Source organism: Peptostreptococcus russellii (genome assembly GCF_900110295.1).
Taxonomy (GTDB): domain Bacteria; phylum Bacillota; class Clostridia; order Peptostreptococcales; family Peptostreptococcaceae; genus Peptostreptococcus; species Peptostreptococcus russellii_A.
In genome coordinates, this window is the sequence record NZ_FODF01000001.1 from 287,443 (window position 1) to 309,373 (window position 21,931).

Here is a 21,931-nt window from a genome sequence, read left to right on the forward strand (position 1 = left end):
TATGGACGCATTTTGTATTTTATTCGCAGATACATTTAAAAACCACGATATAGCAGGTTTTGTAAAAAATAGAAGTATGGCTTCTCTTCATGTAGGTTGCAGATATAGAATGGTAGATTTTATGCTTTCCTCTCTAGTAAAGTCATCAGTACCTAATATTGCTATACTTACAACTAAAAATTATAATTCACTAATGGATCATGTTGGTTGGGGTAAGGACTGGGATTTAAATAGGAAAAATAGTGGTCTTAAAATAATTCCGCCTCTAGCAATATCAAATACTGAAATACCAAGAAATAAGTTTGAAGCTCTTGTAAATGCGGAGTCCTATATAGATTCTATGCTACAAGACTATTGTATTATTTCAGATTCTAATATAATTTGCGATATAGATTTTGCGGAAGTTTTAGACTTTCATAAAAAGAATCATGCAGATATAACAGTTTTATGTACTAAGGCTAAACCAAGACCTGGAGATATAGAAATGATGGTAGATCACAAAAGTAGAGCTTATGACTCACTTTATCATCAGTATGGAGCTAAATATGAATGTAACGCTCTTTTAAAAATAACAGTTATGCATAAGGAACTTTTAAAGAAGATTATTCAAAAAGGTAATACTTTGGGTTGGGAAGATATTGTAAGGGATTATATATCAAAGAATTTCAACAAATTAAATGTATATTCATATAATGTAAATGGATATTGCAAAGTTATAGAGAACTTAGATAGTTACTTCCAATTTAATATGGATCTTTTGAATGAAGAAATTTCTCAGGAAATTTTCTTATCAGGTACAGAAATATTAACTAGAGTAAAGGATAGTGTGCCTACTGTATACGGAAAAAATGCATCAGTGAAAAATTCACTTCTTGCAGATGGTAGTCATATTAATGGTGAGGTTGAAAATAGTATAATATTTAGAGATGTGACTATTGAAGAAGGTGCTAGCGTTAAAAATAGTATTTTGATGTCTGGTACAGTAATTAAATCAGGAGCAAAGCTTGATTATGTAATATCTGACAAACTAGTTACTGTAAGAGAAAATAAAGAGCTAAAAGGAGATAAAAGTTGTCAGTTTACAATTCCTAAGGGAAAGATTATATAATTATGTTTTAACAAAAAAAGGTGTATATTTTAATTTTATAATTTAAAGTATGGCTTTTGTGACTTTATTTAGTATGGAATTATAATTTAATTTATTAAGATATAGTTGATTTTAAAATAGATAATAGAGGTGACTTTTTAATGAAGGTATTGTTTATTGCTGCAGAATCTGCTCCATTTGTAAAAACAGGTGGATTGGGAGATGTTGTAGGTTCCTTGCCAAGAGCCTTGAAAGAAGAAGGTATTGATGCAAGAGTAGTACTTCCACTGTATTCAGATATTGATAGAGAAAAATATAATATAAAATTTGTAAAGTATATTTATGTTTCACTTGCTTGGAGACAAATTTATTGTGGTATTTTTGAAGCAGAGTACAAAGGTGTAAAATATTACTTTATAGATAATGAGCAGTATTTTAATAGGCATAATGTATATGGTGAAGTTGATGATGGAGAAAGATTTGCATTTTTTTCAAAGACAGCAATAGAGATTATGCCACATATAAATTTTAAGGCTGATATAATTAATGCAAATGATTGGCATACTGCTCTTTCAATAATATATTTAGATAAATTTAAAAAAGATAACTTTGAATATTATAGGGAAACAAAAAGTGTCTTTTCCATTCATAATGTGGAATTTCAAGGTAAATATAATCCATATATTTTGGGAAGTCTTTTTGGACTAGAAAATGACTATTTGGATATTATGAGTTTCGATAATGATATTAATCTTTTAAAAGCTGCTGTACAGTTGGCAGATAGAGTTAATACAGTAAGTGAAACATATGCAAAAGAGTTATTGGATCCCTATTTTTCATTTGGATTAAGCCCTATTTTTAAAAGGGAAGAATGGAAGTTAAGAGGAATAATAAATGGTATAGATTATGACATATATAATCCTTATGACGATTCATATATTGCTCATAATTATTCAAAAAATAAATTTGAAATTAAAGATAAGTTTGAGAATAAACTTTTTCTTCAAAAAGAATTAGGTCTTGAAGAAAATTCTGAAATACCTTTAATCGGTATGGTAACAAGGCTTACTGATCAGAAGGGAATCAATTTGATTTTAGATGTAGCAGATCAAATAGTGGACATGGGTGTTCAGCTTGTAATACTTGGAACAGGTTATAAAGACTTTGAGGATAGGTTAAGGGAGTTAGAGTATAGGAGACATGATAGAGTTCGCTCAATAATAATGTTTTCTAATGAAATGGCATCAAAAATATATGCTGCTGCAGATATTTATCTAATGCCTTCAAAGTCAGAACCTTGTGGTTTGTCACAACTTATTGCAATGAGATATGGTGCAGTTCCGGTAGTAAATCGTGTAGGTGGTCTTAGAGATACTGTTATACCATATAATCCAGAAAATGGTGACGGAAGAGGATTTACTTTCGAGACATTTAATGCATATGATATGCTAGATGCTATCAGAAGAAGTTTACAGTTATTTAACTACGATAAAAAAGCATGGATTAAATTAGTTAAAAATGATTTGAAAGTTGATTTTTCATGGAAAAACTCAGCAAAAAAATATATAGATATGTACAATGAAGTTTTTTAATACCGATTATAAAAAATATATGGATATAAGAATTGGAACTTTTTCTAATGGTACTGAAAAGCATAACTATCTTTAAACGTAGGATATTTATAAGGAGTGAAATAAATGGATAATTTTGCAACAGATATAAAAAAGTATTTAGAAAAGATATTTGGAAATACTATTGATGAAGCTAGTGAAAGGCAAATTTATCAAGCTTTGATGGTGATTACAAGAGATAGACTTGCTGAAAAAAGATTTGAAAGTAATAAAAAACTAAAGGAAAGTCAGCAAAAAAGAGTATATTATATGTCTATGGAATTTCTAGTAGGTAAAACGCTTAGAAATAATCTCTACAATTTAGGATATGAAGATGAGATAAAACACTTTTTAGCAAAGCATGGATTTAGTTTAGAAAGAATATACAATATAGAACCTGACCCAGGACTAGGTAATGGAGGTCTTGGTAGACTTGCATCATGTTATATGGATGCACTTACTAGCAATGATTATCCTATAATGGGATTTAGTATTTTATATGAATTTGGCATATTTAAACAGGTTATTTCAGATGGTTGGCAACAGGAGTATCCAGACAACTGGCTTGATTTAGGTAGATATGGATTACTGTATAGAAACGATGAAGAAATAGAAGTTAAATTCTATGGCAATACCAAAGAAGAATGGAGTAGTGAAGGTTTACATATCAGATATGAGGACTATACTGCAATAAAGGCAGAGCCTTATGATTTGTTTATTTCAGGATATGATTCAGATACTGTCAATGTATTAAGATTATGGAAATCTAAAGCCACAGGTGGATTTAATATGAAACTTTTTGAAAAAGGCGAGTATTCAAAGTCTCTAGAATCCGAAGCAATAGCTGAATCTATTTCAAAACTTCTTTATCCAGCTGATGACAATGATAACGGAAAAGCTCTTAGAATAAAGCAACAATATTTTTTTACAAGTGCCTCATTACAACAAATAGTGAAAAATCATTATGACACCTATATGACACTAGATAATTTTGCAGAAAAAGTAGTGATACATATTAATGACACCCATCCATCAATGTGTATTCCAGAACTTATGAGAATACTTATGGATGAATATGAATATTCTTGGGATAAGGCATGGTCCATAACTACAAAGACTTTTGCATACACAAATCATACTATTATGGCAGAGGCTTTGGAAAAATGGTCTGTGGATTTATTTCAGCCTATATTACCAAGAATTTATACAATAATAAGGGAAATAAATAATAGATTTTGTAAATGGTGTAATGACATTGGTGCAGCCGGAGAACTTGACGAAATGTCAATTATACATAATAATGTGATTAGAATGGCGAATTTGTGTATAGTAAGTAGTTACAGTGTTAATGGAGTGTCCATGCTCCATACTGAAATTCTTAAAAAAGATACTTTTAAATCCTTTAATAGAATTTATCCTGGCAAATTTATAAATGTTACTAACGGAATAGCTCATAGAAGATGGCTAGGTCAGGCAAATCCGGAGCTTACAAGATATTTAAACAAGTTGTTAGGTGTCGATTTTATTAAGGATCTTTCTAGTATCGATAAACTACTAGAGTATCAAGATGATAAAGCTGTACTTGAAGACTTGGAAAATATTAAAAACATAAAAAAATTACAACTAGCAGAGTACATAAAAAGTTCTACAGCTATAAAAGTTGATACAAATTCTATATTTGATGTTCAGATAAAAAGACTGCATGAATATAAGAGACAACTTTTAAATGCATTACATATAATATATCTATATAGAATGATAAAGTTTAATGGGCTAAAGCCTTATCCAAGAACATTTATATTTTCTGCAAAGGCATCATCAGGTTATGTTATGGCTAAAAATATTATTAAATTAATTTGCTCTATATCAGAGATTATAGAGGCTGACCCTATTGTAAGAGAATATATTAAGGTAGTTTTCCTAGAAGACTATAGAGTTTCTCTAGCAGAAAAGATTATTCCAGCAGCTAATGTAAGTGAACAGATTTCTCAAGCAGGTAAGGAAGCATCAGGTACGGGAAATATGAAACTTATGTTAAATGGTGCAGTTACACTTGGAACAATGGACGGAGCCAATGTAGAGATACATAATGCAGTTGGACAAGATAATATTTTTATTTTCGGTCTATCTTCAGAAGAAGTAGAAGAACTTTTCAAAAATGATTATAGAGCAATTGATTATTACAATAATAATCAAGATATTAAGGAAACAATAGATTTTATGAGGACACTTGATAACGGACATACGAATTTTAATTATATTGCAGATTATTTGGTGTCTACAGATCCTTATATGTGTCTTGCTGACTTTGAAAGCTATAAAAATACTCAAAAAATTGTAGAGGATACCTATCAAGATAAGGGGAAATGGAATAAGATGAGTCTTGTAAATATAGCTAAGTCAGGTATTTTTTCAGCAGATAGAGCGACAAAAGAATATGTTGAAAAGATATGGAAAATAGAAAAAATAAAATAGTAAATATAAAAGTGTGGGAGAGTATACTTTCCCATACTTTCTTATTAAAAATATAAATCCATTAAAAATACAATTTATTTGTTCGATTTAAAAATAAATTGTATGGAAATAGATTTATTAGAAGTTAAGAAAATTTTAAAAAGCACTTTTATTATTTAAAGTGCTACGAAAAGGAGGGAAAAACAGCTATGATGAATGTTATTTTGTTACTATCTTCAGCTGTTGTACTCATTTCCACGACTTTTTTAAGTAAGATGTCGAAAAAAATAAGAGTGCCTGCACTTTTGGCATTTATATTTTTGGGAATGATATTTGGAACAGAAGGAATATTTAAAATAGACTTTACGAACTTTAAATTAGCCGAAACAATATGCACTGTAGCCCTTATATTTATAATGTTCTACGGTGGATTCGGCATGAACTGGAATATGATAAAACCAGTTTTTTCAAGAGCGGCTACTATGGCATCTCTTGGTACTGTATGTACTGCACTTGCAGTAGGGGCATTTTGTCACTTGGCTTTAAAGATGAATATACTGGAAGGATTTTTATTAGGGGCTGTTATATCATCAACAGACGCTGCATCAGTATTCTCAATATTAAAGGCAAATAGGCTTTCCTTGAAATACAATACAGACTCCTTATTAGAGATGGAAAGTGGTGCCAACGATCCCTTTGCATATCTGCTAACTATTACTTTAATATCAATGATTCAGGGGCAATCATCTGTTAAGAATGTAGCATTGTTGTTATTTAATCAGCTTTTCTTTGGTATGCTTTTAGGACTTGCCATTGCAATATTAACAGTGAAAATATTTAAAAATTTTAGATTTGAAAATGAGGGGATGCAGTCTGCCTTTATGGTTGCCATTGCCACTCTATCTTATGCACTTCCAACAGCTATTGGTGGAAATGGTTTTTTAAGTGCCTATATTGTAGGTGTTATTTTAGGAAACAGATTAAGAGTAAACAAAAAATCAATGGTTAATACCTTTGATAGTATAACAAGCCTTATGCAAATAGTTATATTCTTTATATTAGGACTTTTATCAGTACCTTCAGAAATAGTTCACGCTCTACCTTTAGGAATACTGATAACTATTTTTATGGGACTTGTTGCAAGACCGATAATTTCATTTATTCTAATGAAACCACTAAAAGCGCCAAATGGACAGATAGCGGTAGTTTCTTGGGCAGGGCTTAGAGGAGCTTCCTCTATAGTGTTTGCTACGGTAGCTACAGTTACAATACCTAATTTGAGCATAGACATATTTCATATAGTATTTTGTGTAGTAATACTTTCTATATTAACTCAGGGAACTAGCTTGAAGTTTATTTCAAAGAAATGCCAAATGATAGATCCAGAGGGAGATGTAATGAAAACTTTCAATGATTACAGTGAAGAAATAGATATGGACTTTATAAGTACAATTATAGATCCTTCAAGCAACTGGATAGGTAAAAAAATTTATGAAATTGGAATGCCTAATGATATTTTAATTACTCTAATTCAGAGAAATGGTCAGGACATTATACCAAATGGAGAAACTGTTATTGAGGCGAATGATGAAATTGTACTTACAGCTACAACCTTTAAAAATACAAGTATGGGAATAGACTTACAAGAACATGTAATAGATAAGAAACATAGTTGGGCTTATCTTACACTATCTGAAATTTCGGTTCCAAATAATTATTTAGTTGTAATAATAAAAAGAGAAGGGCATACTGTAGTACCTCATGGAGATACAATTATACTGCCCGGAGATATTGTAGTACTAAATACTTTAAGAAATACATAGAATTTAATATATTATTTATTATATTAAATATACTATCTTTATATCCATATAATTAATTTGTATATGCACAGTAAATTTGGTATAATATCTATGTGTTATAAAAGTAAATGGAGGATATTATGAGTTTAAAAGAGTTCGAGTTTATCGAAACAGCTACTGCTATCCTTGATGAACAAAGACCAGCTTTAGAAGTAATAGAAGATGAACTGGTTAAATTCTTTGGTTCAATACCACTTAAAGAAAATGAACTAATGGCAGTAAGTTCTCGAATAAAGTCAGATAACAGTTTAAAAGAAAAGATTATAAGAAATAGATATATGGTGAAATACTCAAATCCTGCAGAACTTATATCAGATATTCCTGACCTTATAGGTATAAGAATAGAGTGTAAGTTTGTAAAAGAAGAAGAAGATATTTTTATGCAGATAAAGAATTATTTCAGCAAAACAGATGACGGAAAATATTTTTATTCTAAGGCAAATAAAAATATAAGACTTTATCTATTTGACAGACAGCCTCTTAGACAAAAAAATGGTTTTGAAATTTATAAAATAGATGGCGAATATACTTTTCTTAATAGAAAAATTAAGTTTGAGCTACAGATCAAGTCACTAGTAAATGTCTTTTGGAGTGAAATAGAACACAAGATAATATACAAAAATACTACCTATCTTTTAGAGGATAAATTCCTAAAAGATATGATGGTGTCCATAAAAAATAATTTAACAATGATTGATGATCAGCTTCTTAATATTTATAATAATTTTAAGCCAAATAAAAGTATTAGTACAGCTTCTGGAAGAAAGGAAGTTGAAAAGCTGTTTGCTAAATTCCTATATGATACAATTACATACAAGATGGAAAAACAGCTATCATATGCAATTGACTTTAAGAAGCCGTGCGAAACTATTCTTAATTACTCAATTCATAAATATGAGGATTCAGTAGATGGAACAAGTTCTTTTATGACTGAAGAATATACTAAAATTTGCGATTTTATTAAGAAGGACATAGATTTTAATGAAGTGTTAGAACTTGAAGAAGAAATAGAATTTGAAGATGATTTTTCAAACAAAATAGCTAATCTTTTTATTGAGAAGATGAATTCAGAAGTACCTTGGAATTTATTTTTTAGAGTTTTATTTGAATTGGAACCAGACAATAATGCAGAGGATTTTGCAAACTTTATAAAGTTCTACAAAAGATCACTAATATCAAGAGAAAGTATTTACAATACAGTTGATAAATTTGGTGAATATAGTGATAAGATAATAATAGATGTTTACGAATGTATATTTAAAATGATATCACAGATTGGAAAAATAGATATATTTTATGACTATAACCTTAGAAAAATCAATAAGTTGACTTCAGAAGGTTTAGAATATGTTTGTTATGAATTTGATACTTACTATGACTATATGGAACAAAGAAGAATTATTTCCAAAACCATAACAGATAGTCTTATTAAAATATTTTAAAGGAAGTGAGAACTATGGATGAGAGTTTATCTTATCTACGTCTAATTGTAACAGAAGAAAATAATTATTCTCTTATGTACAAAAAGAAAAATGATGATGTTAAAATAATCAGCCAAGATGAACAAGCTATGAAAGTTGATGACTTCAAGGCTGTGATTAAATTCTTCTCAGAAAGAGGTTTAAAAAAGATTAAGTTTGTCGGTGGAGAACCTCTTTTATATAAAGGATTAGAAGAATTAATAGAGTATTCTAAGGAATTAGGAATAGGTGAAATAGGTATTACAACTAATGGTATTGGTTTAGGAACAAGAATCCTTAAACTTAAAGAGTGTGGTCTTACTAATGTAAACATTTCTCTAGATTCTTTGAAAGAATACAAATATAATGCTCTTACAGGTGGAGCCAATCTAAAAGAAGTCTTTATATCAATAGATGCTTGTCAGATGGCAGGTATAAATTTAAAAATAAATTGTGTTGCAATTAAAGATTTTAATGATGATGAGTTAATAGATTTTATGAAACTTACTATAGCAAATAAGATGGATGTAAGACTTATAGAGCTGCTTCCATATAATATAGACAAGAATGTATACGAAAGAGGTTATATGGACCTTAAAGAGTACATGAGAAATATAGAAGCTATTTACAAGATAGACGATGAAGAGTTAAGTGTTACAGAATACTTCCAGATAATGGGAGCAGAAGGTAGAGTAGGTATAATCACTACTTCAAGTCGAGAATATAAAGAAGATTTAAGAAGAGTCAACGTAAGCAATAGAGGTTATATGAATGTAGGTGCTTTACAGGAAAATACATATTTCATAAAGCCTTATGTACACGATAAAGAGAAATTAGACGATTTATTCTATAAAATCACAACAAAATTATAAATTAGAAATGTTAACTCAATGTTAAATTTAACGTTGAGTTAATTTTTTTTGAACATTTTACTTCATTTCATGATATTATATTTATACGAACTAAAATAGAATTTAAAAAGGTTTGAAAATTATTTAAATGAGGTGTGAATATGGAGAGTGCAGTTTACCTAATCGGGGGGTTAGGTATGTTCCTTTATGGAATGAATGTAATGGGAGACGGTCTACAAAAGGCCGCTGGCGAAAAACTTAAAAAAATAATAGAAATGCTGACGACTAACAGACTAATGGGAGTACTTGTTGGAACACTAGTTACAGCTATTATTCAGAGTTCTAGTGCTACAACTGTTATGACTGTTGGGTTTGTAAATGCAGGTATTATGAATTTACAACAGGCAATAGGAATTATAATGGGTGCTAACATAGGTACAACAGTAACAGCACAGTTAGTTTCTTTCAATATTGAAAAGTATGCGCCAATTGCTATTGGTCTTGGTATGCTACTTTGGTTTGTAACAAAGAAAAAGCATGTTAAAAACTTTAGTGAGATATTAATCGGATTTGGTATACTTTTCGTAGGTATGAGCTTTATGAAAGATGCAGCAGCACCTGTATCAAAAATGCCACAGGTACACGATGCAATACTTTATCTAAGTAGAAATCCTCTTCTTGGAATTATTGCAGGTTTTATAATTACTGGTACAATACAAAGTTCAAGTGCATCTATAGGTATCTTGATAGTACTTGCTTCTCAGGGAGTACTTCCAATAACAGCCGCTTTACCAATACTTTACGGTGATAATATAGGTACATGTGTTACATCATTATTATCTACTGTAGGTGCAAGTAGAAACGCTAAGAGAGCCGCTATAATGCATTTATGTTTTAACGTTATAGGTACGCTATTATTTATATTTGTACTAAGCAAACCTATTATAGCTATTGTACAGAGCATAGACCCTACAAATGTTCCAAGACAGATAGCGAATGCACATACATTATTTAACATAGTAAATGTAATAGTACTTCTTCCTTTTGGTGGATACATAGTAAAACTTGCAAACAAGCTTGTACCTGTTACTCCTGAAGAAGAGGAAGAACAGATTTCAACTACTAAGTTCTTAGATGAAAGAATACTTGAAACTCCATCAATAGCTCTTTCAAACACAGTTGATGAAATTATAAGAATGGCTAGTCGTTCAACTAGATCTCTAAATTATGCTTATGAATCAATCAAAACTGGTGATGAAGAAAAGAGAAAGAAAGCTTTTGAATATGAAAAAGTAATAAATACTCTTCAATTGGATATTACAAACTTCTTATTCTTATTAACTACTAAAAATCTTAGTGATCATGAAAGAATAAAGGCGGATGTAATGTTCCATATAGTAAACGATATAGAAAGAGTAGGAGACCATGCAGAAAATCTTGCTGAGATATCAGAGTTTATGGAAAGTAAAAACATAAAGTTCTCTGAAGATGCTCAGAAAGAACTTGATGTAATATTCAAGATAGCATCAACAAACTTCTACGACTCTATAACTGCAATTAAGACAAATGATTACGAACTTGCAGAAGTAGTAAGAAAGCGTGAAAAAGAGATAGATGCTCTTGAAAAGAAAACTAGAAATTCTCACATGGGTAGATTAAATGGAGGATCATGCTCAGTAGAAGCTGGAATATACTTCTCAGATATTATTACAAACCTTGAAAGAATATCTGATCACTCTATAAATATCCTTGAAGAAATGAATAGAATGCAGGGACATGTAACACTATAATATTAATATAAACTATAGCCGACTATACAATATGGTCGGCTTTTTTATGTACTTTTTATCAAAATTTTCATATACATAGTTATTGGCATTTGACAATAACTATGCAAAAGAGTAATATAAAGATAAGATATATAAAAATATAATAATATTAGGGGGAAAAATAATGAAAATATGTATTTCAGCAAAAGGTAAAGAAAAGGAAAGTTTATTAGATAGAAGATTTGGAAGATGTGATTATTTTCAAATATACGATACTGAAACAGGAGATTTCAAAGTTTTAGAAAACGAATCTAAACTATCTAATGGAGGGGCAGGTATTGCTGCATCAAATCAGTTAATAGATGAAGATATAGAGGTAGTAATAACTGGTAATCTTGGTCCTAATGCTTTTGGAATTATTGAAGAAGAAGGAATTAAAGCTTATGCATGTGAAAGTATAGCAATAGGTTCTGTACTAGAAAAGTATGAAAATGGTGAGCTTAAAGAAATTAAATCATCTGGCCCTGCAAATCACAGAGCAAATAGATAGATTGGGGGGGGAAAATATAATGAATATAGCAGTACTTAGCGGAAAAGGTGGAACTGGTAAAACTACTGTATCTACAAATCTTGCCAGTGCATTAAAGTTAAACTATGTAGATTCGGATGTAGAAGAACCAAATGGATTTTTGTTTTTAAATCCTGAAATAGAGGAAAGAAAAAAAGTAATGGTAGAGTATCCAATAATAGATAAGGACAAGTGTGCTTTATGCGGGGAATGTGCAAGGGTTTGCCAGTTTAATTCTCTAGCAAAAGTAAAAGATAAAATTATGTTATTTCAAAATCTCTGTCATAGTTGTGGAGCTTGTGAAGTTGCTTGTAAATATGGAGCTATAACTTACGGAGAAAGAGAAACTGGACTAATAGAAATTGGAAAAACTGAAAATGGGTATTGCAGTAGGGGAATATTAAACATTGGCGAACCTATGGCAGTAGCAGTAATCCAAAATCTTCTAAAAGAAGTAGAAGGTAAGGATAATTTAATCGATTGCCCACCAGGCACTTCTTGCAATATTGTAAATGTCTTAAAGTATTCTGATGCAGCAATACTTGTTACTGAACCATCGCAATTTGGATTTCATGACTTGGCAATAGCAGTAGAAGTTGTAAGGATGTTTAAGATACCTTTTGGAATAATTATTAATAAAGATGATGGAAAAGATAATATGATTAGAAAGTATTGCAAAAAAGAAAACATAGAACTAATAGGCAGTATTCCATATAGAAGAGATATTGCACAAGCTTATTCAAAAGGAGAAACTTTATATAATAATTCGAAATTTAAATCAATTTTTGAAGAATTAGCCAGTAGAACAAAGGAGGTGCTAAAATGGAACTAGTGGTACTTAGTGGAAAAGGTGGAACTGGAAAAACTACCATTGCAACAGCCTTATCTGAATTAGAAAAAGATGTTATAAGAGTAGACTGTGATGTAGAAGCATCTAACTTCTATATGTATTATAAAGGTGAAGATTTAGAAAAAGAAGATTTTTATGCAGGCAAAGTAGCTTCAATAGATGAAGAAAAATGTATACAGTGTGGTAAGTGTGAAGAAATATGTAGATTTGACGCTGTAAAAGATTTTAAAATAGATCCTTTTTATTGTGAAGGTTGTGGAGCTTGTTCTTTAGTATGTCTACAAGATGCTATTGTACTAAAAAAAGAAAAAGTAGCTGACACATTCCTCACTAAAACAGACAAGGGTATAATTACTAGAGCAGAAATGGGAATAGGAAGTGATGCTTCAGGACTTCTTATATCATTTCTTCGTGAAAAAGCAAGAAAATTCAATACTGATGAAAAGTTGACTATAATAGATGGATCACCAGGAATTGGTTGCCCTGTAATAGCTTCAATAACTAATAGCGATTCAGTATTAATAGTAACAGAACCTACAAAATCAGGTCTAGAAGACTTAAAAAGATTGATTTCATTGTGTGAACACTTTGATATTTTTACTATGGTATGTATAAATAAAAGTGATATAAATGAAAACATATCTAGAGAAATAGAAGAATTTGTAGTAGATAGGGGATTAAATTTAGTAGGTAAAGTTCCATACGATGATATGGTTATGAAATCAATAAATGAGCTAAAACCAATAACATATTACAAAGAAAGCATAGCAGAACAAGCAATAGAAAAAATGTGGAAAAATATTAAAAAATTACAAAAAAATTAATTGAAAGGATTAGGTGTTAAAAATGGTTAGACCTACAAAATTAAGAAATGTAGAATTCTTTCCAGAAGGTACATACTTTGTACCTTGGGGTAAGTCTAAATGTGAAGTAGAAGAAATACAATTGAAAATAGAAGAACTTGAAGCCATAAGATTAAAAGATATAGAAGATTTGAAACAAGAAGAATGCGCTGAAAAAATGGAAGTTTCAAGACAAACTTTCCAAAATATTTTAAGCAGTGCAAGAAAGAAGATAGCAATTGCCTTAACAGAGGGAAAAGCTATAAGAATATGTGACGGGAACTATAAGACAAGATCTTGTCAGTTCAAATGTAGGGCTTGCGGAAGTATATACGATATAAATTATAAGGAAGACAAACATACTTGTCCTAAATGTGGTTCAGAGGACGTTACATGCACAAAAAAATCTGATAACTGCAGAAAATGGTGTAGAAAAAGAAATCATAGAGGTTAATAGGAAAAATACTAGTACGAAATATAAACGTACTAGTATTTTTTAAATTTGAATTATAGTCGTTTAAAGAAATACATGTTAATATACAAGTATATATAATTTGAAATAAAAATACTTTGATAGGAGTGATAGATTTGGAAATAACCACAATCAACAGGACTAGAGGATATAGACTAAAATGTAAAGCTAAAATTAATGATATAGAATTTGATATAGCAGGAGATTGTTCATTTAATTTTAATAAAGATAAATAAGAACTTTATAAATAAAATTATTGAAAATGGTAAAAAAGAATTAAAAGATTCAAAAGAACTTGAAAAATATATTAATCTTGCTAATGAATTTTGGAAATTAAAAAAACAATTTATAAATTATAAGTAAATTATTATAAAAACCTTATTCCTTGATATTCTAAGAGATATCAATTAATATTGAATATATATTATAAAAATTAGGAGTGCTTATATGGATAAAATAACTGAAGGTTTGTATGAAGAAGTTATAAATAAGAAAATAGATAAAATAATAGAAGAAAATAAAAACGAATATGATATAGATAAAGAGAAAATAGACAAAGAAGAAGCTGCGAAAATATTTTCAGATTATCTTACAAATGTAATAAAAACGGGATTAAACAATATAAAGGATGATACAAAGAAAAAAGAAAATAGTTTTCAAAGACAAATAAAACTTATAAATAGCATAGTTCAAATTATAGTTGATGAAACAGAAAATGATGATTTAAAAGATTATTTTGTTAAAGACCTAGGAGAACAATTATTCTCTGTGTACAAAAAGAAAAATAATCTAGATTCAGTAAGAAAGCAATCTAAAAAGAAAAACGCTATAAGACCTGAAACATCAATTTCTCAAAGTTCATTGTTTACAGGTGCTTTAAAAGAGCCTAATATGCTTAGTGAGTTTAAAAAAGAAATAGTTAGTTCAAATAGAATAGATCTATTAGTTTCTTTTATTAGATGGAGCGGCTTAATAGTAATAATAGATGAATTAAGAGATTTTACTGAAAACGGAGGTCATTTAAGAGTAATAACAACTTCTTATATGGGTGCTACTGAAGCTAAAGCTGTTCAAGAAATAGCCAATTTACCTAATACAGAAATAAAAATAAGTTATGATACTAAAATGACAAGACTTCACGCAAAAAGTTATATTTTTCATAGAGATACTGGATTTACAACTGCGTATGTAGGTTCTTCTAATATATCAAAAGCAGCTCTTACAAGTGGTTTAGAGTGGAATGTCAAGCTTACTAAAAAAGAACTTCCAGAAACAATAGAAAAAATAGAGGCAACATTTGAAACATATTGGAACTCTTCTGAATTTGAGTACTATGATAAAGAAAAAAATAGTTTAAAAAAATTAAAAGATGCTATTGTATCAGAAAAGAAAAATGATAAATACCTTAAAAATAGAGAAAATCGATATTTATTAGATATAAGACCCTATTCATATCAGCAAGAGGTTTTAGATAGGCTTGAGGCAGAAAGAGAAGTAAGAGGGAATTATAAGAATCTAGTTGTTGCTGCTACAGGTGTTGGGAAAACCTGTATTTCAGCCTTTGACTATAGAAATTTTATAAAAAAGAATCCTAAAAAGAAAAATAGACTTCTTTTTGTAGCGCATAGAGAAGAAATTTTGAAGCAGAGTATAGAAACTTTTAGAGCAATTTTGAAAGATTACAATTTTGGTGATTTATTTGTAGGAAATTATGAACCTGAATCATTGGATCATTTGTTTATTTCAATTCAGACCTTTAATTCAAGAGACTTTATAAAAAATACATCTAAAGATTATTATGATTATATTATAATAGATGAGTTTCATCATGCAGCTTCAAAATCCTATAAAAGTTTGCTAAATCATTATAAACCAAAAATTTTACTTGGATTAACGGCTACTCCTGAAAGAATGGATGGTAAACATAATGAGCTTTATAAAATATTTAATGATAGGATTGCTTCTGAAATAAGATTACCAGAGGCAATTGATAGGGGACTTCTTTGTCCTTTTCAATACTTTGGAGTAACAGATATAGCCGATCTTGATGACATTAAGTTTTCAAAATCAACTTACGATATAAAAGAATTAGAAAACATATATACTATGAATAAAAAAATATCCGAAAAGAGGGCAGATTTAATAATTAACTCCACTGAAAAATACGTTTCTGATATTAATGAAGTAAAAGGATTAGGTTTTTGTGTATCTATCAAGCATGCTGAATTTATGTCAAATGCTTTTAATAGGAGAGGTATAAAGTCTATATACTTAACTGGAGAATCAAAAAGTAGGGAAAGAATAAGTGCAAAAGAAAAGCTTGTGAATGGAGAAATAAACTTTATATTTGTAGTAGATCTATATAACGAAGGTGTCGATATACCAGAAGTAAACACAATTTTATTTTTAAGGCCTACGGAATCAATGACTGTTTTCTTACAACAGTTAGGAAGGGGCCTAAGATTAGCAGATAATAAAGATTGTCTTACAGTTTTAGATTTTATAGCTAATGCAAATAAAAAGTATAATTTTGAAAATAAGTTTTTATCTTTAACTAAAGACAGAGAAAAAAGCATTTCTACTCAAATAAAGGAAGGATTTACGTCTCTACCTAAAGGGTGCTATATCAAACTTGAAAAAAAAGCATCAGAATATATTTATAACAATATAAGAAACTCAATATCAACAAAAAGTGGATTGTTATTGAAGATCAAATCCTTTAAGGAAGATAGTGAGCTTGAATTAAACTTGAAAAATTTTATTGATTTTTACCATATGAATATAGAAGATATTTATTCAAAAGGAAGTTTTTATAGACTGTTGGTTACTGCTGGATTAAGAACTGATTTTGATGAGGAATATGAAGAAGAAATAACAAACTCATTTAAAAAATTTATGCATATAGATTCTAGAAGATTTATAAAATTTTTACTTCGAGTTCTAAGGTCTCAAGAGGAAGCAGATATTAAAAATTTGGATAAAAAAGAAATTAGACTTTTAAATATGTTTAATGTAACTATGTGGCATAAAGATTTTGAAAAAAATAACTTTATAGATGAATTTGAAGGAATAAGAAGATTAAAAAAATCTAAAAATATGTGCAAAGAATTTATCGAAATATTAGAGTATAAATATGAAACAATTTCATTTGTAGATAAACATGTTGATTTAGATTTTGACTGTCCTCTTGATTTGCACTGTAATTATACTAGGGATCAAATATTACTTGCATTTGATCACATGAAGCCATCAAGCGTGCGAGAAGGAGTTAAATATATAGAGGACAAGAAGGTAGATATATTTTTTATTACTCTTAACAAATCTGACAAGGATTATTCTCCAACTACTATGTATAAAGATTATTCTATAAATGAGTTTTTATTCCATTGGCAGAGTCAGAGTAATACTTCAAGTTCTTCTAAAACTGGTCAAAGATATATTAATCATAGAAATATGAATAGTAAAGTTGTTTTGTTTGTTAGAGAACATAAGAATAATAAAAAATTAAATATTGCAGATTCATATACTTTTTTAGGAAAGGCGGAGTTTGTAAGTTATAAGGGCTCAAAACCAATGAATATTATTTGGAAGCTAGAAGAGGCAATACCTTCTAATTTTATAAATAAAACAAATAAGTTAGTTGCGAGATAGAGCTTTCAAGAAGAATTATAGAGTTTTTCTATAATTCTTCTTTTTAAAATAGAAAAAGAGCATGTTTGTTTTTTTATAAAACTATATAAATGCCTTAATAATTAGAAAAAGATGTTATAATGATAATAGTATGCAAATAAAAAATAGGAGGTATAGTATGAAGATTTTTGCAAAAGCTTCTGCATTGTTTTTAGCCGCTACATTAGCTCTTACAGCTTGTGGCTCTGCTAATGAAAAGAAGGAATCCACAAATGACAATGCTCAAAAGATATTATCAGAGTCTTTTGAGGACTACGAAAAGAATTCAGAAGGTACAACTGTAACTATTTATGGTTGGGGAGGTTCGGATCTAACTAACAACTGGATAGATCACTATTTAGCTGATAAGGTGAAAAAGGAATATAACATTACTTTAAAAAGAGTTGGAATGGATATAGATGAAATCCTAAATAACTTGCAAAATAGTGTTCAGGCTAAGGAAGAAAAGGGAAATATAGATATTATTTGGTTAAATGGAGAAAACTTCTATACAGCCATGAATAACAATTTATTATTTGGACCTTTTACAGAAAAACTACCTAATCTAGAAAAGTATGTAGATATAAACTCTGATGATGTAAAGTATGACTTCGGGCATGAAACAAAGGGATATGAAGCTCCTTTTGGAAAGGCTCAGTTGGTTATGATTTACAATTCAGATAAGGTTAAGCCTATTAGAAATTGTGATGAGCTCTTAGCAGCTGCAAAGGCTAATCCTGGTAAGTTTACATATCCAGCATTACCAGACTTTACTGGATCTGCATTTGTAAGAAATATAATTTATGAAAAGGTTGGATATGATAAAATAAAGGACATAGATCCTAAAGATGAAGAAGCCGTTAGAAAAGCTATACAACCAGCTATGGATTATCTAAAAGAGTTAAAGCCTTATCTTTGGAAAGAAGGAAAAACTTACCCTACTGATTCAACTCAGTTAGACAATATGTTTGCTGATGGAACAGTTTATTTTGATGTAAGTTACAATCCAAACTTTGCATCTACTATGATAGAAAAGGGAACTTTCCCAAAGAGTACAAAAACTTGTGTATTTGATAAGGGAACTATAGGAAATACTCATTTCTTGGCAATTGCTAAAAATGCTCCTAATAAAGAAGGTGCTATGGTTGTAATTAATGAAATAGAAGGATTTAATTCACAGCTAGAGAAGTATAAGCCAGAAGTTTGGGGGGATCTTCCTGTTATAGACAACTCAAAGTTAAGTGAAAAGGAAAAGGAAGAAATAGACAGTGTTAAGCTTGGAAGTGCAACACTAGATCAATCAGAGTTATTAGAAAAAAGAAAACCTGAGTTACCAGCTGCTTTTGTTCCAGTAATTGAGAAGATATGGACTGAAGAAATACCAGGTAAGTAAGTTTTTTAAAAAGGAGTATATATGGCAAAAATAAGAAGATACAAGGCGTACTTGGAAATATTACCAGTAGTATCAATTTTATTATTTGTCTTTGTAGTGGGGATATTCGGGGCTTTTATACAAAGTCTCGGATATTTTCCTATTATAGGGATGAAAGAATTGAGCTTTAAATTTTATTTAAAGATTTTCAAAGACACTAACTTTTTAAAAAGTTTATTTTTTACACTTTATATAACAGCTATTTCATCTATTGTATCTGTATCTTTGGGTATTCTTATTGCAAGAGCGATAACAGAGTTGGAAAATAATAATATTGTTAAAAATAAAAAAATTGATATTTTCTATAAGGTGCCAATAGTTGTACCACATATAGCAGTAGCCTTGTTTGCTATAACTTTTTTATCGGATTCAGGGGTATTGGCTAGAATATTGCATGCTATTGGTTTTGAAAATGCTCAAAAGATATTTTCCAATGTTTTATTCAGTTCCAGTGGAGCAGGTATTATACTTTCATATATTTGGAAAGAAACACCTTATGTATTGCTAAGTACATTATCTATTTTGAGAAAGATAAGTATCAAGCATGAGATGGCAGCAAGAAATTTAGGTGCAAGTAGGATGTATGCATTTTTTAAAATTACACTACCGATGTTACTTCCAACTATAATTTCTACTTTTACTATTGTTTTTTCATTTTCCTTTGGTTCTTATGAAATTCCAATGTTGCTTGGAAGTACAGTTCCAAAGACATTACCTGTTCAGGCTTTTATAGAGTATCAGAACCCTATGCTTACTGACAGACCATTAGCCATGGCTATAAATATGATAATAATATTCTTCTGCTTGGTATTTGTGTTATTATTTAATTATGTAATAAAGTCTTTGATTTTGGGTCGAAAAGTTGGGAAATAGATATTGTTCAGTAAAATAATTTATAGTATTGTTATATAAAAAGAAATATGGTTTTAAAAACAATATTAATGAATTTGTATAATAATAAAGTTTAATGGTGATAAATATATAATAGAGGGAAAGTTTATTATGATAAATATAAGAAAGTTTATTTTAAAAATGATAGTTGTAGTTTCTATACTTATTATTGTTATTCCTATAATTACCATGATAATTTGGTCTTTTATAAATAACTATAAGTGGCCAGATCTATTTCCATCTAATTTTTCTTTAAGAGGATGGAAATATATAATACAAAATAATACAAGAGTTTTAGAGGTCTTAAAAAACAGTATTTTTATATCCATAATGACTACGATTATAACTATAGCTATTTCTATACCTTGTGCAAAGGCTTTGGCTTTTGAAAATTTCAAAGGGAAAAAGCTAGTAGAATTGTTGGTTTTTTCACCAGTTATAATACCAGCTGTATCTATTGGTATGGGTCTTAATATACAGTTTATTAGGCTTGGTATAGCGAGGACCTATATAGGTGTAATTCTTGTATGTGTAGTTCCATGTATACCATATGCAGTTAATATGATAAAGGAAGTTTTTATAATTACAGGTAGAAAATATGTAGAGCAAGCCTATGTGCTAGGGGCATCTAAGCTAGATGTAATTAGAAAGATATCTATACCAATGATTATGCCAGGAGTAATTTCGGCTTCAATAATGTGCTATATTGTTTCTTTTAGCCAGTACTTTCTTGTTTATTTAATAGGTGGTGGAAAGATAGTTACTTTTACAATGGATATGTTTCCATTCATTCAATCTGGAGATAGAATGATGGGTTCTGTTTATGGAATTATATTTATTGGAAGCACAATTTTATTGTTAAGTATTATGGAGTATATAATGAGCAGGGTGTATAAACAAAGTTTGGAAAACTATGTGTCTTTGGAAGTAAGTGATTAAACTTGTTTAATAAAAACAAAAAATGAAAATATTTTTATCTTTATTGGAAATGAATATTTTCTTATATAAGTTTTTCTTGCTTCTAATAAAAATAAAATGGAGATACTGATAATTTATGTTTAAATTAATTTTAGAAAATATAGGTAAAAAATATGGTGATAAAAAAATTATAGAGAATTTAAATTTATCTGTTAGGGAAGGCGAAAGAGTAAGTATTTTAGGTCCTTCAGGCTGTGGAAAGAGCACCTTATTTAAAATAGCTTCAGGTATAATTAGCGATTTTGAAGGTAGGGTCTTACTAGATGGAAAAGATATTTCTAATTGTCAAATTAATAAAAGAAATATAGTAATAGTCAATCAAGAAAATCTATTATTTCCACATATGAATGTCTTTGAAAATATAGCTTTTGGGCTTAGAGTTAGAAAAGTGAATAGTGAATATATAAATAATACCGTAAAGAATCTTTTAAATGAGATCGGTTTAAATGGATATGATAATAAAAAAGTATCCCAGCTTTCTGGAGGAGAAAAGCAAAGAGTTGCCCTAGCAAGAGCCCTTGCTGTAAAACCAGAAGTTTTGCTTTTAGATGAAGCCTATTCAAGTTTAGATACAAATTTAAGAGAAAAAATGAGAGAACTGACAATAGAACTTCAGAAAAAACATAATATAACAATGATATTAGTTACTCACGACAAGGAGGAAGCTATTTTATTTAGCGACAGAGTTGCTGTAATGCTAAATGGAGAAATTTTACAATTTGATAAACCAAACTTAGTATATGAAAAGCCTAAAACATTGGAAGTTGCTAAATTTATGGCTGAAAAGAATTTTATAGTTCTTGGGGAAAATACTGTTTTTATTAAGGTTGAGGATATTATAACTTCCAAGACTATAATAGAAGATAGCGTCTATGCCACTGTTATAGATTGTAAATATTCTGGTTCAAGAAATATATATACTGTTAAAATAAAGGCTTTAGACTTTGCAAAAGTAATGGATAAATCTTTTTTAGAGGAATTTTGTAATAATAAAGATAAATCTCAAGAAGATCTAATTGAAATTTCTTTAGAAGCGGATAAAAATACTATATACAATTTAGGTGAAGAAATATATATTAAGATTAAAAAGTATAATTTATACTAAGTTTCTACTAAGAAATAAACTTGTAAAGAAG

The 21,931-nt window shown here is 29.3% G+C and carries 16 protein-coding genes; all 16 read left to right on the top strand.

Annotation, left to right across the window (positions count from 1 at the left end; translation table 11 throughout):
• Position 1 precedes the first annotated feature (1 nt).
• The 16 genes from glgD (at position 2) to BMY82_RS01255 (ending at position 21,900) form a co-directional block, all read left to right on the top strand.
• Entirely contained in the window at positions 2-1,108 is a 1,107-nt protein-coding gene (gene glgD, locus BMY82_RS01180) for a glucose-1-phosphate adenylyltransferase subunit GlgD (RefSeq protein WP_091973561.1), read from the top strand.
• Positions 1,109-1,248: 140 nt separating this feature from the next.
• The gene (gene glgA, locus BMY82_RS01185; RefSeq protein WP_091973564.1) at positions 1,249-2,679 is read left to right on the top strand and encodes a glycogen synthase GlgA; all 1,431 of its coding nucleotides are present in this window, start codon (positions 1,249-1,251) and stop codon (positions 2,677-2,679) included.
• A 105-nt stretch (positions 2,680-2,784) separates the two neighbouring features.
• Complete coding sequence (locus BMY82_RS01190) at positions 2,785-5,172, top strand: glycogen/starch/alpha-glucan phosphorylase (RefSeq protein ID WP_091973567.1); 2,388 nt, start codon at positions 2,785-2,787, stop codon at positions 5,170-5,172.
• Positions 5,173-5,360: 188 nt separating this feature from the next.
• Positions 5,361-6,974: a potassium/proton antiporter gene (locus tag BMY82_RS01195; RefSeq protein WP_091973570.1), complete on the top strand. Its 1,614-nt coding sequence runs from the start codon at positions 5,361-5,363 to the stop codon at positions 6,972-6,974.
• A 119-nt stretch (positions 6,975-7,093) separates the two neighbouring features.
• Positions 7,094-8,455 (top strand): GTP pyrophosphokinase, encoded by a 1,362-nt coding sequence (locus BMY82_RS01200; RefSeq protein ID WP_091973573.1) that lies wholly within the window; start codon positions 7,094-7,096, stop codon positions 8,453-8,455.
• A 14-nt stretch (positions 8,456-8,469) separates the two neighbouring features.
• Positions 8,470-9,345 (top strand): radical SAM protein, encoded by an 876-nt coding sequence (locus tag BMY82_RS01205; RefSeq protein WP_091973575.1) that lies wholly within the window; start codon positions 8,470-8,472, stop codon positions 9,343-9,345.
• Positions 9,346-9,485: 140 nt separating this feature from the next.
• Positions 9,486-11,114, top strand: coding sequence for a Na/Pi cotransporter family protein (locus tag BMY82_RS01210; protein WP_091973578.1), 1,629 nt, complete (start codon positions 9,486-9,488; stop codon positions 11,112-11,114).
• A 163-nt stretch (positions 11,115-11,277) separates the two neighbouring features.
• Complete coding sequence (locus BMY82_RS01215; RefSeq protein ID WP_091973581.1) at positions 11,278-11,643, top strand: NifB/NifX family molybdenum-iron cluster-binding protein; 366 nt, start codon at positions 11,278-11,280, stop codon at positions 11,641-11,643.
• Between the two features lie 19 nt (positions 11,644-11,662).
• Positions 11,663-12,493, top strand: a complete 831-nt coding sequence (locus BMY82_RS01220) for a P-loop NTPase (protein ID WP_091973583.1) — start codon at positions 11,663-11,665, stop codon at positions 12,491-12,493.
• A complete protein-coding gene (locus tag BMY82_RS01225) occupies positions 12,484-13,335 on the top strand; it encodes an ATP-binding protein (protein WP_091973586.1) in 852 nt (283 codons plus the stop codon). Before BMY82_RS01220 ends, BMY82_RS01225 begins: the two co-directional genes overlap by 10 nt.
• A gap of 22 nt (positions 13,336-13,357) precedes the next feature.
• Positions 13,358-13,807, top strand: coding sequence for a DUF134 domain-containing protein (locus BMY82_RS01230; RefSeq protein ID WP_091973590.1), 450 nt, complete (start codon positions 13,358-13,360; stop codon positions 13,805-13,807).
• A gap of 465 nt (positions 13,808-14,272) precedes the next feature.
• Positions 14,273-17,476, top strand: a complete 3,204-nt coding sequence (locus tag BMY82_RS01235) for a DEAD/DEAH box helicase (RefSeq protein ID WP_091973594.1) — start codon at positions 14,273-14,275, stop codon at positions 17,474-17,476.
• A 157-nt stretch (positions 17,477-17,633) separates the two neighbouring features.
• A complete protein-coding gene (locus BMY82_RS01240) occupies positions 17,634-18,887 on the top strand; it encodes an ABC transporter substrate-binding protein (protein WP_091973597.1) in 1,254 nt (417 codons plus the stop codon).
• Between the two features lie 21 nt (positions 18,888-18,908).
• On the top strand, positions 18,909-19,799 hold the full coding sequence (locus tag BMY82_RS01245) for an ABC transporter permease (protein WP_091973600.1): 891 nt from the start codon (positions 18,909-18,911) through the stop codon (positions 19,797-19,799).
• Positions 19,800-19,928: 129 nt separating this feature from the next.
• Positions 19,929-20,756, top strand: a complete 828-nt coding sequence (locus BMY82_RS01250) for an ABC transporter permease (protein ID WP_242938879.1) — start codon at positions 19,929-19,931, stop codon at positions 20,754-20,756.
• A gap of 115 nt (positions 20,757-20,871) precedes the next feature.
• Positions 20,872-21,900: an ABC transporter ATP-binding protein gene (locus BMY82_RS01255; protein ID WP_091973603.1), complete on the top strand. Its 1,029-nt coding sequence runs from the start codon at positions 20,872-20,874 to the stop codon at positions 21,898-21,900.
• The last annotated feature ends 31 nt before the right edge of the window (positions 21,901-21,931 follow it).

Coding starts and splice junctions, on each gene's coding strand:
- BMY82_RS01235 (WP_091973594.1), top strand. CDS start 14,273: ATGGATAAAATAACTGAAGGTTTGTATGAAGAAGTTATAAATAAGAAA.
- BMY82_RS01210 (WP_091973578.1), top strand. CDS start 9,486: ATGGAGAGTGCAGTTTACCTAATCGGGGGGTTAGGTATGTTCCTTTAT.
- BMY82_RS01230 (WP_091973590.1), top strand. CDS start 13,358: ATGGTTAGACCTACAAAATTAAGAAATGTAGAATTCTTTCCAGAAGGT.
- BMY82_RS01220 (WP_091973583.1), top strand. CDS start 11,663: ATGAATATAGCAGTACTTAGCGGAAAAGGTGGAACTGGTAAAACTACT.
- BMY82_RS01190 (WP_091973567.1), top strand. CDS start 2,785: ATGGATAATTTTGCAACAGATATAAAAAAGTATTTAGAAAAGATATTT.
- BMY82_RS01245 (WP_091973600.1), top strand. CDS start 18,909: ATGGCAAAAATAAGAAGATACAAGGCGTACTTGGAAATATTACCAGTA.
- BMY82_RS01255 (WP_091973603.1), top strand. CDS start 20,872: ATGTTTAAATTAATTTTAGAAAATATAGGTAAAAAATATGGTGATAAA.
- glgD (WP_091973561.1), top strand. CDS start 2: ATGGACGCATTTTGTATTTTATTCGCAGATACATTTAAAAACCACGAT.
- BMY82_RS01240 (WP_091973597.1), top strand. CDS start 17,634: ATGAAGATTTTTGCAAAAGCTTCTGCATTGTTTTTAGCCGCTACATTA.
- BMY82_RS01250 (WP_242938879.1), top strand. CDS start 19,929: ATGATAAATATAAGAAAGTTTATTTTAAAAATGATAGTTGTAGTTTCT.
- glgA (WP_091973564.1), top strand. CDS start 1,249: ATGAAGGTATTGTTTATTGCTGCAGAATCTGCTCCATTTGTAAAAACA.
- BMY82_RS01225 (WP_091973586.1), top strand. CDS start 12,484: ATGGAACTAGTGGTACTTAGTGGAAAAGGTGGAACTGGAAAAACTACC.
- BMY82_RS01195 (WP_091973570.1), top strand. CDS start 5,361: ATGATGAATGTTATTTTGTTACTATCTTCAGCTGTTGTACTCATTTCC.
- BMY82_RS01205 (WP_091973575.1), top strand. CDS start 8,470: ATGGATGAGAGTTTATCTTATCTACGTCTAATTGTAACAGAAGAAAAT.
- BMY82_RS01200 (WP_091973573.1), top strand. CDS start 7,094: ATGAGTTTAAAAGAGTTCGAGTTTATCGAAACAGCTACTGCTATCCTT.
- BMY82_RS01215 (WP_091973581.1), top strand. CDS start 11,278: ATGAAAATATGTATTTCAGCAAAAGGTAAAGAAAAGGAAAGTTTATTA.